Origin of the sequence: Streptomyces neyagawaensis (assembly GCF_023516595.1) — a bacterium.
Lineage (GTDB): Bacteria > Actinomycetota > Actinomycetes > Streptomycetales > Streptomycetaceae > Streptomyces > Streptomyces neyagawaensis.
In genome coordinates this window covers 119776-133808 of record NZ_JAMGBG010000046.1, presented here as the reverse complement: position 1 = coordinate 133808, position 14033 = coordinate 119776, and the positions used below count along the sequence as shown (strand labels likewise).

Sequence of the window (14033 nt, the reverse complement as noted above, 5' to 3'; positions counted from 1 at the left end):
CCGTCGTTCTCCGACGTGACCGGACACCGGTACGCGGAGGTGATCGGAGGTTGCGCTTCGATGGGCTCGGCCCCTCGTGCTGCGCGCCATGCGGCAACAACGCTGTTGTCTGGCTTCCACCTGTGTGGATGGCATTGACGATGCAGGTGGGGGGCAGGCCGAAACAATGGGGGACGCATTGAGTGGGTAGGGCCGCCAATAAGATGGGGATGGCCGATGACGTCGGCCCGAGCGGCCACTGCGCGTGACCGAGCAGGGCGTCCCGTACAGGACGGTGATGGTATGGCGGCCCAGCAGGGCTCTTCGGGACTTGGGCGGGGCTTCGCGTTCGTCGGTCGCCGCCGTGAACTCGACCTGGTGCTCGCCGCCATCCGACAGCCACCGGCCGTGGTGATGGTCGAGGGCGACGCCGGCATGGGCAAGTCACGGCTGGTACGCGAAGCCACCGCGATCCTGAAGTCGGAAGGGTGGCGGGTGTTGACAGGCTTCTGCCACCCGCTGCGCGAGCCCCTGCCGTACGGGCCGGTGATCGACGCGCTCGGCAAGATCGGTCCGTGGCTGCCGGACAGCGCCCTGCCGCCGACCACCGGCGCGCTGGCCCCGCTGCTCCCGGACCTGGCCGACCGCCTGCCGCCGGCGCCGGCAAAGCCGCAGGGCCCGGGCGCAGCGCGCCACCAGCTGATCCAGGCCGTGCGCTCGGTGCTGGCGCAAGTCGGCCGAGTGGTCCTGGTCGTCGAGGACCTGCACTGGGGCGACGACGCCACCCGCGACCTGCTCCTGCTGCTCGCCCGCGACCTGCCCGACCAGTTCGCGCTGGTGGTCACCTACCGGACCGAGGACCTGCCGCCCGGGACCGCGGCCCTGGGCGCCGCCTACCGCCCGCCACCCGGCGCCAGCGGCACGGTGATCCGGCTGTCACCGCTGACCGAGAACGATGTGGCGGATCTGGCCGGCGCGGCGCTGGGCAGCCATGCCACGCCAGAGCTGTGCGCGGTGCTCCACCGCCGCAGCGAGGGCCTGCCGCTGGTCGCCGAGGAAGACCTGATCACGTTACGGGACCAAGCGCGCCTGGACGTCAGGGAACTGGAGCGGGCCGAGGTGCCGGGCGGCCTGCGGGAAGCGGTCAGCGAACGGCTGACCTCCCTGTCGCCGGCCGGTGCGGCGGTCGTGAACGCGGCGGCCGTACTGGCCGTGCCGTCCACCGAGAAGCTGCTCGCCGAGGTCGCCGCCCTGAACGGCGACGAGGCCGCAGACGGGCTGATCGACGCGCTGCGGGCGGCCGTGCTGCGCGAGACCGCAAGCGGTCTCTACGGCTTCCGTCACGTGCTGGCTCAGCAGGTCGCCTACCGGCACATCCCCGGGCCGCGCCGCACGCGCCTGCACCAGCGGGCGATCGACCACCTCCAGACCCAGGACCCGCTCCCGCTGGTGCAGATCGCCCACCACACACTTGCCACCGGCGACCATCAGGGCTGGCTCGACCGCATCGAGCAGGCCGCCGACCAGGCCATCGCACTGGGTGACACCGGCACCGCGGCCTTCCTCCTGCACCAGATCCTGGACCGACCCCACGTGGACACGGGGCGGCGGTCGCGAGCCGCGCTCACGCTCGCCCGGATCGTCAGCTACGGCGTCGACTACGCCGTGACCGTCCGCGAGCTGCGGACCGTGCTGGACGATCCAAAGCTGCCGGATGCCATCCGGGGCGAGATCCGCCTGGGGCTCGGTCTGGTCATGCTCAACGTCGGCGCCGACCCGACCGGTTTCCGCGAGCTCGCCCACGCCGTCGACGAGCTGGCCACGCAGCCGCACAAGGCGGCTGTGGCGATGGTCAACCTGGCCCTCTACGAGCAGGACGGTGCCGCCGCGCACGCGTGGGACTGGCAAGGCCGAGCCGAGCGGGCCGTCCACGACAGCGCCGACGAGGCGAGCCGGAGGGCAGTCCGGATCAACCGGCTCATCCTGATGGCCCGGGACGGCGATCCCGCCGTCTGGCCGCTGCTGGACCGGCTACCGCGCCGAGATGCCGCCGGCGCGGTGCTGCGCCACGCCGCCTACGCGCTGTACGCCCTCGCCGAGGTGGCGATCCAGCTCGGCCACGACCGGCGGGCCCGCGCTTTGCTGGCCGAGGTCGAGGACTTGGTCGAACACGCAGCCCACGGGCGCATCGAGTGCCTCCCCCGCGTCGCGGAACTACGCCTGGACTGGCTGGCCGGGCGCTGGACCCGGCTGGAGGAGGATTACGCGGCCCTGGCGCATGCCCACTCCGACGTGAAGCAGATCAACGTGGACCGAGCTCTGTGCCAGGGACACCTCGCCCTCGCCCAGGGGCGGCGCTCCCTGGCCCACGACCACTTCGCCACCGCGGCGGAGGCCGCCGACGGCACGAGCGAGGTGGACGTGAGCATCAGGATCGCCGCCGCGCTCGCCGCGGTCCGGCTCGCCGAGGGTGACCCGCGGGCGGCCTGGGAGATCGCCGAACCCGCGCTGTCGATGTCGCGAGGACTCAGGTCCTGGACCCGGACCATGGACCTCGTCCCGGTCGCGGCCGAGGCCGCGCTGGCCTGTGGGCACCACACGTTGGTCGAACGACTCGTGGCGGAGGCCGAGTCGGACCTGTGCGACCGCGACGCGCCGGCCGCCCCGGCCGAACTGGCTCTGGTCCGAGGCATGTTACTCCGCGCCACCGAGCCGGCGCGGGCCGCCGAGCACTTCGCCGACGCGCAGCGGAGGTGGCAGGACATCGGCCGTCCCTACGAGGTCGCCAAGGCCGCCGAACGCCGGGGCGAAGCCTTGACCTGCTCGTCTCCCGAAGACGCGGCGGCGCACCTGGCCGACGCCACGTGCGGCTTCACCGGGCTCGGCGCGACCGGCGACGCCGCACGCTGCCAACACCGCCTTCGCGAACTCGGTGTCCAGACGTCGCGGCGACCGGGACGCCGCGGCTACGGAACCCAGCTGTCGCCCCGTGAACTGGAAGTCGCCAAGCTGCTCGCCGACGGCGCCACCAACCAGGACATCGCCCAGACCCTGTTCCTGTCCCCCCGCACCGTCGAGAAGCACGTGGCCCGCGTCCTGGCGAAACTGCGCACCGGGCGGAAGAACATCCAAAGCAGCCTGCCGGACTCCGACAAGCCCGGATCCCACGAACCTGCCTGAGAAACGCGCCGAACACCACCGACAGGACTGTGGAGACGCCGAGCAGGGCGGCTGGACCGCGAGACCGCCGCTGACGTCGGCGGAGCCGATCGCATGTCCACCCTCGCCGGGCATACCGTCGAGCGGCGCCGGCCGTGGAGCGATCTACCGAACGAGCCTGATGGCACGGAAGTTCGAGCAACAGTCGTGTCCCTCGCTTCGGGAATCGCTTTTCAAGCCGTGGTGCGGGGAATCACGGGGAAGGCAGCCGCGCCCGACGAGGACACGGCTCGGCGGTTCGCCGAGGTCGGGTCTGCGCCGTGAACCAAGCTCCATATGCGGACGTCGAGTTGTGTCTGATCGCCGGTCATGCGGGAGGCGCACCCGGCTGTGGGGTGCCGGGCGCGCCTGGGGGTGGTGGGGTCAGCGGTGGTGGTGGCCGTTGTCACCGTGACGGTGGTCGCCGTGGTGGTGACCGCCGTCGCCGTGGCGGTGGCCGCCCAGGCCCTCGTGGCCGTGGCGGTGGCCACCCAAGCCGTGGTCGCCGCGGCGGTGGTCGCCCAAGCCGTGGTCGCCGCGGCGGTGGTCGCCCCAGGATTCGCTGTCGATGAAGCGGCCGCGGTCGTTGCGGAGGGTGGCGGTGTCGGAGTGGTTGCCCCAGATGTGGTGGCGGCTGCCCTGGAACAGGTCACTGGCGGTGTCGCGGCCGAAGCCGGTGTGGATGCGGACCGTCGTACGGCCCCGGAGGCGGTAGTCGTCGAAGGTGTAGGTGCGGCCGTCCTCGTTCTCGAGGGTCCAGCCGTAGAGGTCGACGCTGCTCCTGGCCGTGTTGGTGATCTCCACCCATTCCCGGTTCAGGGAGCGGTTCGAGCGGTCGTCGCGGCCCGGGGCGTCGTACTGGACCTCCGAGATCGTCACCCTCGGCCGCTCGTGACGGCCGTGGTCGGCGGCGGACGCCGGCAGTGTGACGACCGAGATCAGTGCGCCGGCGGCGAGCGTGGCAGCGGCGAGACGGCGGGCGCTGAAAGAAGCGGTAGTGGTAGCGGACAAGGGGGCTCCCTCTTGGTGCGGACGGCTTCCCCGGGCAGGTGATGCGGGCCAACGGGAAGGCCGGTGTAGTGGCGGCCGGTTGGCCGCACGCACACTCTGTCCACGACGTGGAGAACTCGTGGCGCAACATCCCCCTCTGTTACCTCTTGTCCATATTTCCATGACTCTTGCCTGTAATATCCATCAATGCGCTTTACGGTCGGCCTGGCGTCGCCGAGCGGCGGGGGTTCCTTGGGGGCGTTGGGGTGCGACATCCGTTCATCGTCGTGCGCCCGCCCGTATGGGCCCGGGCGTCACCCGAAAGTGAGTAACAGGGGGCACCCCCTACTGTGACCCGCATCACTCCATGTCACACACGCCGGTCCTCCGGTGTCTTGAGGTCGAACGCCTTCAGACAGAGGAGAAAGCCATGGCCCCCAGGAGTGGCATGAGCGGCATGAGTGGCATGAAGCACCGCATCGTCGTTCTCGGCGCCGGGTACGCCGGGGCGTACGTGGCCGGGACGCTGGCTCGGCGGCTGGCTCCGGCGGATGTCGGAATCACCGTGGTGAACGCCGAGCCGGACTTCGTGCAGCGGCTGCGGCTGCATCAGCTCGCGGCCGGGCAGGAGATCGCGGCTCCCCCGCTCGCCGACGTCTTCGCGGGAACCGCGGTCCGGCTGCGACTGGCACGCGTCGCCGCCGTCGACCCCGAGCGCCGCGTCGTCACCGTGGCCGAGAACGACGGTGACGGCGGCGGTGGGAACGGTGACGGCGGTCGCGGCGCGATCGAGTACGACACCCTCGTCTACGCGCTCGGCAGCCGCGGCGCCGCGCACGGTGTCCCCGGTGTCGCCCCGTACGCCTTCGACGTCGCGGCCCGGCCCTCCGCGCTCCGGTTGCGTGCGCGTCTGGACGGTCTGGACGCGCGTGGCGGCGGCGGGAGCGTCGTGGTCGTCGGTGACGGGCTGACCGGGATCGAGACCGCGACCGAGATCGCCGAGTCCCGTCCCGGCCTGTCGGTGACCCTGATCGCCCGCCGTGAGCTGGGCGCCCCTCTGTCCACCGGGGCCCGTGAGCATCTGCGCCGGGCCTGTGACCGGCTCGGCGTCACCGTGCTCGAACACACCGGTGTGGAGGCCGTCGAAGCGGGACGGGTGCTGTGCGCGGACGGTACGGTCCTGGCGTCCGACGCGACCGTGTGGACGGCCGGGTTCGTGGTCGCCCCCATCGCCGCCACCGCGGGGCTGGAGGTCGCCGCCGACGGCCGGATCGTCGTCGACCGCACCATGCGGTCCGTGTCGCACCCGGACGTCTACGCCGTGGGCGACAGCGCCCACGCCATCGGCGACAACGGCCTTCCGCTGCCGATGTCCTGCGCCTCGGCCGGCTACACCGGCCGGCAGGCGACGGTCGCGATCGTGGCCCGGCTGACCGGCGGCACGGTCAAGCACACCGGGCTGGAGTACGTCGCCAACCACATCAGCCTCGGGCGGCGCGACGGAATCCTGCAGCTGGTCGGCCATGACGCGAAGGCGAAGCCGAGGTTCATGGCCGGCCGGAAGGCCGCACGGTTCAAGGCGGCCATCCTGCGGATGTCGCTGTGGACGACCTCTCATCCGACCTTCGGCCTGCCCACGCGCACGCGCCGCCTGGCGACCGCACCATCCGCTCCGACCGGTGAGACGGCCGTCCGCCCCCTGAGGAGCGGAGAGGCCGCGCGTGGCTGAGCCTGCCTGTCCCGTCGGGCCGGCCCGGCCTGGTGCCGGTCCCGTCGTACCGACCCGGAGTGAGAGCGAGAGATGACCGACGACATCACCGGGGTGGCGACCGAGGCGTTCGTCGCCCACCGCAATCTGCTGTTCACCGTCGCCTACGAGATGCTCGGCTCGGCGGCCGACGCCGAGGACGTGCTGCAGGAGACCTGGCTGCGCTGGGTCCGGGCGGACCTCGAACGGGTGAGCGACCAGCGGGCGTACCTGGTGCGGATCACGACCCGGCAGGCGCTCAACCGGCTACGGACCGTGAAGCGCCGCCGCGAGGCGTACGTCGGCCCGTGGCTGCCCGAGCCGCTGGTCACCGCGCCGGACGTGGCCGAGGACGTCGAACTCGCCGAGAGCATGTCGATGGCGATGATGCTCGTCCTCGAAAGCCTCTCCCCGACCGAGCGGGCGGTCTTCGTGCTGCGTGAGGTCTTCGAGATCGACTACGACGAGATCGCCGAGGCCGTCGGCAAGAACCCCGACGCGGTCCGCCAGATCGCGCACCGTGCCCGCAAGCACGTCGGCGCCCGGCGTCCCCGTACGACGGCGTCGTCGAGCGAGACGCGGGCGGCCCTGGAGTCCTTCCGGCGGGCCGTCGAGACCGGGAACCCCCAGGATCTTCTCGACGTGCTCGCCCCGGACGTCGTCCTGCTCAGCGATGGCGGCGGCAAGAAGAAGGCCGCGTTGCATCCGATCGTCGGCGCCGAGAAGATCATCCGCTTCTATGTCGGCGGCACCGCCAAGCTCCGGGCCACGGTCACCTGGGAGCCGACCGTGGTCAACGGCAGCCCCGCGCTCGCCGCGCATGTGGACGGCGTCCTCGACGGCGTCATGGCCGTCCGCGTGGAGAACTCCCGCATCAGCGGCCTGTACTTCGTCCGCAACCCCGACAAGCTGACCCACGTCACCTCCGCGACCCCGCTCGCCCTGCGCTGACCGTGCCGGTGGACACTGCACCGCGTCGGCCCCATCGCATCGAGGATCAGTCTGTGACTCCGTATTCGCTGGCGTTCTATCTGGACGTCGTCACCACCGGCACCGTGCTCGGCGTGGGCCCCGGGGATTCTCCCGACCGGGTCACCGACGTCCTCGGGCCCTCCTTCGCCGAGGACGCCTTCGGGGACCGCGGCCTGTGCCGGGACTACGGTCTCGCCGAGTTCTCCTGGGATCGTGCCGCCGCCGACCAGCCCTGGTCGGGTCACCACTTCACGCTTCAGGTGCACCGGCTCGCCCACCGGAACCGGGCCCTCGTCAGTGACACGCTGCGTGCCCGGTACGGGCGGTTCGCTCCGAGGCTCCGGTTCGAGAAGCTGCGCCGTCTGCTGGTGCGGCGGGGCGTCCCCCTGGTCGAGGTCCCGGAGATCGCGGCCAACGCCCCGTACTACCGCACCTTCTGGCAGCCCGACTCCCGCGTGGCCGTCTCCGTCATCGGTACCTACGGCGAGTACTCCACGCCGGACAACCTGCGGGTCGGCGACGTGTACAGCGTCCACGCCCCGATGGCTGCCGGGGAAGTGGAGTGGCGGAGGGCGCAGCCCCGGTAGTACCCAGCGGGTCGTACGCGTGACCGGTCCCCCCAGGTGGGGGGAGGTGGAGGTCGCCGCAAGAACTTCTAGGACGATCGGGCCGGGGCGTGCACACTGGGGGCAGAGTGCCGGTAGGCACCACCGGGAAGGACCGACATGCTGATCATCTTTGGCACCAAGGGTTACCTGTACCAGCTCGCGATACTCACGCTGGTGTGCGGACAGTGCGGGAACCCCTCCGCCCACACGCTGCGGAAGCGGGTCACGAAGTTCACGTTGTTCTTCGTGCCGCTGTTCCCGGTGTCGACGAATTACCGGACCCAGTGCACGTTCTGCGGGGCGGAGCAGAAGGTGACCGCCGAGCAGGCGGAACAGCTCCAGGCGCAGGTCGCGGGCGGCCCCAGCGGCCACCACCAGGGGCAGAGCCAGCAGCAGCCGTACCAGTCCTGACAGCCCGGCCGGACGCCCACCTCCCGGATCGGCCGGGCCCGGCCCCCGCTTCCGGCTCTCAGGAGGACAGGCGGGTCATCACCGCCTCGAAGATCTCCGAGAACTCCGAGGCACGGTGCAGTTCGGGCGACAGGGTGTTCATGTCGCGCAGGATGTCCGCCAGCCGGGGCAGCTGGGCGCGGATCTCCGTGTAGAGGTCGATGTCCTCCCGGAAGCCCTGGAGGTTGGCGGCCGAGACGCTCCGCATGGCCTCGTCCAGCTCGTTGATCTGCTCCTCCCAGTACCGGACGTAGCCGATGCGGTCCTGCGGCCGGTAGATACGGGCGTCGGGGAGCACCACGGGGAACACCCGGTCGGCGAACTCGCCGTGCCGGGCGGTCTCCAGCAGCTCGAACAGGCAGTTCTGCGACTTCAGATAGGCGTCGCCGATCACCAGGACCACGCACTTGCCCTGCCCGAGGCGGGCCATGAAGTCCTTGATGGACGCCTTGTAGCCGATGTCCCGCCGGTCGCGCACCACGGTGACGCCCCTGGCCTGGAACGCCTCGTCCAGTTCGTCGGCGAGCGCGTTGCTCGCCTTGCTCCAGGAATACGACAGGTAGACCTCCGTGTCGGACGGGGCCGTCGGCCGCACCACCACTGCACGCTCCTCACGCTTGTGTCGTTCCCACTCGTGCCGCAGCGTCCCGCGCAGCGGCTGGAAGGCCGGATGGGTGAAGGGGATGGCGTACAGCGTCAGCACCAGGTCGAACAGGCCGACGACATGGCGGGTGTCGTCCTGGAACCTGCCGGGCGCGAGCCCCCGCAGGAGTTCGACGGGCTGGAGGCTGTCGGCGGTGCCGGCCCGCAGCAGCGGGATCACCCGCGGCCATGCGCCGGCGCCGCGCCGGGCGCGGATCAGTTCCGCGTCGACGGCCGCCGCGCCCTCGGGGCGGGTCAGGACCCGCAGGTGGTCGGGGGTCACCACGACCAGGACGACGTCGTCGTCGCGTACGTCGGCCGGGTCGTCCACGATGAGCACCCCGGCCTCACGCAGGTCGCGGGCGAGCCGGGACGCCCAGGCGGCGTCGGCGGGCTGCCGGCTGAGGTAGCAGCGGGGCACCGTTCGGTCGCTTCGGAAGCTCTTCACCCGCACGAGCTGCGACTCGTACGTGCTGCGCAGCCGGGCCGCCGCCTCGTCCCGTTCGACGAGCCGGGTGTCCTCGGCGCCGAGCGCGACCGGCTGCTCGCTGTCGGGGAGGTCGATGCGGTCGCCGCAGCGGAAGCAGAACATGACCCGCACACCGTCGCGCAGGGAGCCCATCACCGCCGAGCGCTCCTGCCGGTGCCCGTTGGCGCAGGACACCGGCGGGAAGACGGTCACCGTCACCTCGCGCTGGTACAGGAACCGCTCGAACAGCCCCTGGAACATACGGCGGCCGTAGGGCGGCACCGCCGCGCTGTAGTGCAGGACGAGTTCGATCTCGCCCTCGCGCTCCTGGAAGAGCCGGAAGCCGCAGATCTGCCCGCTGCCCATGTCGAACTGGGCTTGGCTCTGCCAGTAGTTGACGCGGTTGAACGTCTGGGTGTGGCCGAGCAGCACCACCAGCGCGGGGTAGACGTTCTCGACCTGGCCGCGGACCACGTACGACACGTCGTCGACCGTCTCGATCGCGTCGAACAGCGGGCGCTTCTGCTTGATCAGACCGGGGAAGATCAGCAGGGTCTCCGCGCCGAGCGTGTCACGGAAGCACAGGTTGTGCTCCAGGAACCGCACGACGGCGGCGTCCAGCAGCACCTGCTGCTCCGCCGGGTCCAGGGTGTCGACCTCGGGGAGGGGGTAGTCGCCGCCGAGCAGCGTGGACTCGCTGAGCGCGCCCAGTTCCTGCGGATGCTTGTCGGCCTGGAGGAAGACGGACGAGGCGAGGTCGACCAGCAGCTCCGGGGCCAGCAGGACGGTCTGCGCGCCGGAGGAGGTCCGCAGCACCGAGACATAGCCGTGGTTCTCCAGGTGCCCGACCGCCGTCATCATCTCGGCGTCGGTGAACCGCCACTCGGGGTCCGACTCCAGCAGTTGCCGCCGCAGATCGGTGGGCGCCACGAGGACGCCGCGGCGGTCCGGCCGTTCCTTCAGCGCGAGCACGAACTCCTTGATCCGCTTGAAGGTGAGAGTCGTGACCGTGGTGGTCATCCGCTCCCACTGGATCTGCTCGCGCAGCAGCTCCATCAGCGCGCCGACGCCGGTGCCGGTCGCCGCGCTGGTGCTGACGTAGCCGCCGGTGATGCCCTGTGCCTGGCAGTACTGGTCCAGCTCCGCCTGCGACACCACGGGGGCGCCCCGGTCGACGCGCGCCCCGACCAGCACGGTCGGGGGCAGCGCCCTTCTCCCGGACAGCTGTTGCAGCCAGAACTGGACGCCTTTCAACGGCTCCTGACGGTTCGTCGGGTCGAACAGCACGAGGGCGAGGTCGACGTTGTCCAGGAATATCGCGTGCACGGGGCGGTAGACGTGCTGGCCTGCGAGATCCCAGAGGACGGCCTCGCAGTCCGTGCCGTCGGCGCGCTGGGTGCGTACGTCGTCGATGAGCCAGAACTGCTGGCCGTGCGTGGAGGCGTGCTCCTTGAACTCGTCGTGCGCGAGCCGCCATCCGAGCCCCGTCTTGCCGACCCCCGAGTCCCCCACGAGGACGACCTTGGCGGTCATGTACCGCACGGACTCACCGACGTCCTGATGCCCGAGGAGCTGGTCGAGGTCGTAGTCCCAGAGGGAGAGGCCGGCGTAGTTGTTCCAGACGGCCAGGCGGGGGAGGGTGGGGTGGAAGGCGAAGGTCGACATCGTGCGTTCGCGGTCGTGCAAGCCGCCGCCCATGATGTCGATGTCGTGCTCAAAGATGTTCTCGTAGTAGGGGTGGTTGTCGAATCCAGGGAGTTGGGAGTGGCCGCGGATGCTGCGGTCGAGACTGGCGTCCTCGTAAGCATCCTCGGCATCGTCATAGGGCAGCTTCAACACCGCGACCGTCGACCAGTCGTCGGTGCGCCACAATCTGATCGTGCGGTCACGGGAGGCTGATCCCAGGAGCTTCCCGTCCGCGGAGAACGTGACGTCGGAGATGCTGTCGGTGTGCCCCTCCAGAACGACGTGGCGTCCGAAGTCCCCCGAACGGACGTCCACGCAACTGACTTTCCCCTTGCTCGTGCCGACGACGAGGGTGTGGCCGTCCGCCGACGACGCGACGCAGGTCACGATGTCGTCAAACGGGTACAAGCGGGAGGCCAGAGTGGTCATCGGGAACTCCCGGATGTGCACGTCCCCGTCGGCCGAACCTGACGCCAGCCAGGTGTCATCCGGCGACCATGCGAGGCCGTTCACGTAGTCGCCGTGCTCATCGAGGGTGGCAACCGGCTTTCCGTCCCTACCATCCCAGAACCTGACCGTCCCGTCCTGCGCACCGGACGCGAACAGATCGGCCGAGTGCGACCATGCGACTTGACCGACCCATCGCGTGTGAGCCATTCCCCGCCAGGACTGAGAGGGCCTGTCGATGTCCCACACCCGGACGCCGTGTAGCCCGCACGCGGCGGCGAGGCGTGAGCCGTCCGGTGACCAGCTGACCCGGTTGACGTATCCCCTGTTGCCGCGTGCGCGAAGGACAGTCACGTCCGCGTCACGGTCGACATCGACGATCCGGACGCGACCGTGGTCAGCAGGCACCGCGATCCGGCTTCCGTCGGGTGACCATGCGACATACAGACCACAGTCCTTGAGCGGCGCCCTACCCACTAACCGGCTGAGCCACACACCCTCATGGGACGAAACCCCGTGTTCCGACATGGCCCCCCGATCCACTTCGCTCCCCCTCGTCTCCGCGGCCCAACCCCCGGAAAGGTGTTCCAGGTTAGTGCCGGGAACCGGGGGCGGGGTCGGTGTTCCCCTTCCTTGCCCTTCCCCCGGCCGCCCCCCGTCGCGGCAGTCGCGGTTGCGCGTGGGAGGCCGGGGGGCCGGTCCACGTGGTCGTTGCCGTGGTCGCCGCCAGGAGGATCGTCATGTGTTCGGCGAAGTCGGGTCGTGGCAGGGGGAGTTCGAAGTCGGGGTTGTCGACGTAGCCGAGCGTCACCGCTCCGGGGACGTAGTGCATGACCGCGTCGGCGAGTTCCGTGCGGGGCAGGGCCGTGCGGTCCAGGTGGGTCAAAGCCCGCAGCACCGTGGGGAAGCTCGCGTCGTACGCGGTGGGAACACCGGCGTCGGGGACCGCCGTGAGGGGTTCCGGCGAGGGGCGCGTGCCGATGTTGGTCTGTTCGCGCCACCACGCCGCCGCCTCCGCGTCGCCGAGCACCAGGTGCTGGAGGTAGAGGCAGTACGAGGCGAGGTCGTCGCCGGCGCCGGCCGCGTACTGCCACCAGGAGCGGGCGCTGTCCGCCGCGTCGGCGAGCTGGAGGACGCAGCCGAGGACGCGGGCGCCCGGCGGCTCGGGCAGATGTTCGGTGACGAACGCCTGGAGGGAGTCGGAGGTGGTGTGGGCGAGGACCGTCTCGCACAGGGTGCGCAGGTCGCGGGCGGCCATCGTGCGGGTGCGGTCGTGCTGGCGGGCGGCGCCGCCGACAAGCGGGTCCTGACCGGGCGCGCCGGGCACTATGTCGTGCGGTATCACCGGCGTCTCGAGGAGGCGGGCCCGGGCGAGGAGGTCGTCCAGCGGGGTCGGCGGGGGCATCGGGGTCATCGGCGTGGGGATCATTCGGGGATCTCTCCCGGGTGGTTCTGGGGCTCCGGGTCGTGTCCGTGCCGCTGCTGGAGGCGGAGCGCCGCGGTGAGGGTCTTGCGGGCGTAGCGGTCGGCCGTGTGGACGGAGGCGATGGGCACGCCCAGGACGTCGGCGACGGCGGCGTGGTCCATGCCGCGCAGATACGTGAGCGTCATGACGTCCAGCTGGTGGGCGGGCAGGCGGCTGATCGCCTTGAAGAGGGTCATCGACTCCTCGATCTGCGCGAACCGCGCCTCCGGCGTGGAGATCACGCTCAGGGCGACCGTGTCGAACGCGGTGCGGGCCAGTTCCGGGCAACCGTCGACGTGGCGGGCGCGGGCCATCACGCCGCGGCGCAGCACGGACCAGGCGAACGGCACCACATCGGAGCTGGCCAGCGCCTCGTCCCAGCGGAACCACAGCACGTCGAACGTCTCCGCGACGACCTCCCGCGCCTCGTCCTCGCCGAGGAACAGCCGGGCGTAGGCGAGGTAGGCGGAGCGGTTGAGTTCGGTGAACGCCTGGTGCTCCAACGGGGGTACGGCGGGTCCGGTCGACACGGTGGCCCGTCCGGGCGGCTGGGGGCGGTTCTGGATGCAGCCGTCTATCCAGTCGGGCTTCTTCTCCGCCTCCAGCGCGGCGGCCATCCAGAGCCGGCGCATCGGCCAGCTCGGTACGTCGAGGACGTCCAACAGGCCGTAGGTGATCTCCCAGCGGGGGTAGCGGCCCGTGCCGCGCAACAGTTCGGAGATCTTCGACTTGGCCCAGCCGGACCGGCAGCTCAGCTCGCTGATCGTCAGTCCGCTGGCCAGGAACCGGTGGCGCAGGGGCTCCAGCCAGGCGCGATGGGCGGCGCCCACGCCGTCGGCTATCGGCCCGAGTTTCCGGCCGGGCTTGCCCGCCGGCGGTCCCCCTCCGGGCCGCCGCGACAGGGACGGGGTCACCCGAGGCGCTCCTCGTCGGCCGCGACGGGGCCGCGGCCGGCCGTCACCGGACCGGGTCGTCCGCCCGCCACCGGGCCGGGTCGTCCGCCCGCCACCGGGCCCGTTCCGCCCGTCATCGCGGTGACGACCTGTTCCGCGCTCAGCACGAGCGTGGGGACGACGGCGGCGGCCGCGGCCGGCTGGCCGACGGCGACCAGCACGACGCTCCAGCCGAGGACCGTCACCAGGACGGCGACGGATAAGACTTGCCTTCTGGACATCGAAACCTTCCCCACATGTACGTCCGAGAGGGCCCCCTCCGCGGTGCCGGCGCGTCAACGGGGAGCCGGACGTCAGCATGGGGCGCGCGCTCCCCGTCCCGCCACGCCATCGGGGAATCGCGGAACAATACGGCCGCCGCGCGACAGCGCGCACCGTAGCGGCTACGGGCGCCCATCAACGGCGAAACGTGTGGCGGTACAGGCTT

General features: G+C 71.0%; 10 protein-coding genes and 1 pseudogene. 5 read left to right on the top strand and 6 right to left on the bottom strand.

Annotated elements, in window-relative coordinates; genetic code table 11:
* Positions 1-282 precede the first annotated feature (282 nt).
* The gene (locus M8J73_RS44845) at positions 283-3159 is read left to right on the top strand and encodes an ATP-binding protein (RefSeq protein WP_055539121.1); all 2877 of its coding nucleotides are present in this window, start codon (positions 283-285) and stop codon (positions 3157-3159) included.
* A gap of 402 nt (positions 3160-3561) precedes the next feature.
* On the opposite strand, the gene M8J73_RS20880 is transcribed toward M8J73_RS44845, so the two are convergent.
* The gene (locus M8J73_RS20880; RefSeq protein WP_055539122.1) at positions 3562-4188 is read right to left on the bottom strand and encodes a lamin tail domain-containing protein; all 627 of its coding nucleotides are present in this window, start codon (positions 4186-4188) and stop codon (positions 3562-3564) included.
* 445 nt (positions 4189-4633) lie between these two features.
* Here M8J73_RS20880 and M8J73_RS20875 point away from each other — a divergent pair, with 445 nt between their 5' ends.
* From M8J73_RS20875 to M8J73_RS20860, 4 genes are all read left to right on the top strand, one after another.
* The gene (locus M8J73_RS20875) at positions 4634-5896 is read left to right on the top strand and encodes an NAD(P)/FAD-dependent oxidoreductase (RefSeq protein ID WP_055539129.1); all 1263 of its coding nucleotides are present in this window, start codon (positions 4634-4636) and stop codon (positions 5894-5896) included.
* A gap of 72 nt (positions 5897-5968) precedes the next feature.
* Positions 5969-6865, top strand: a complete 897-nt coding sequence (locus M8J73_RS20870; RefSeq protein ID WP_055539123.1) for an RNA polymerase sigma-70 factor — start codon at positions 5969-5971, stop codon at positions 6863-6865.
* 53 nt (positions 6866-6918) lie between these two features.
* Positions 6919-7473, top strand: coding sequence for a hypothetical protein (locus M8J73_RS20865; protein WP_055539124.1), 555 nt, complete (start codon positions 6919-6921; stop codon positions 7471-7473).
* A gap of 138 nt (positions 7474-7611) precedes the next feature.
* Positions 7612-7905, top strand: coding sequence for a zinc-ribbon domain-containing protein (locus M8J73_RS20860; RefSeq protein ID WP_249828935.1), 294 nt, complete (start codon positions 7612-7614; stop codon positions 7903-7905).
* Between the two features lie 58 nt (positions 7906-7963).
* On the opposite strand, the gene M8J73_RS20855 is transcribed toward M8J73_RS20860, so the two are convergent.
* From M8J73_RS20855 to M8J73_RS20840, 5 genes and pseudogenes are all read right to left on the bottom strand, one after another.
* The gene (locus M8J73_RS20855) at positions 7964-11170 is read right to left on the bottom strand and encodes a TIR domain-containing protein (RefSeq protein ID WP_249828934.1); all 3207 of its coding nucleotides are present in this window, start codon (positions 11168-11170) and stop codon (positions 7964-7966) included.
* A gap of 24 nt (positions 11171-11194) precedes the next feature.
* A pseudogene (locus M8J73_RS45515) lies at positions 11195-11716 on the bottom strand (WD40 repeat domain-containing protein); the annotation flags it as partial.
* A gap of 64 nt (positions 11717-11780) precedes the next feature.
* Positions 11781-12617 carry a hypothetical protein gene (locus tag M8J73_RS20850; RefSeq protein WP_249828933.1) on the bottom strand — a complete coding sequence of 279 codons (837 nt, stop codon included), beginning with the start codon at positions 12615-12617 and terminating at the stop codon, positions 11781-11783.
* Positions 12614-13567, bottom strand: a complete 954-nt coding sequence (locus tag M8J73_RS20845) for a sigma factor-like helix-turn-helix DNA-binding protein (protein ID WP_249828932.1) — start codon at positions 13565-13567, stop codon at positions 12614-12616. The genes M8J73_RS20850 and M8J73_RS20845 overlap by 4 nt, the downstream gene beginning before the upstream one ends.
* The gene (locus M8J73_RS20840) at positions 13564-13791 is read right to left on the bottom strand and encodes a hypothetical protein (RefSeq protein ID WP_249828931.1); all 228 of its coding nucleotides are present in this window, start codon (positions 13789-13791) and stop codon (positions 13564-13566) included. Before M8J73_RS20840 ends, M8J73_RS20845 begins: the two co-directional genes overlap by 4 nt.
* Positions 13792-14033 lie beyond the last annotated feature (242 nt).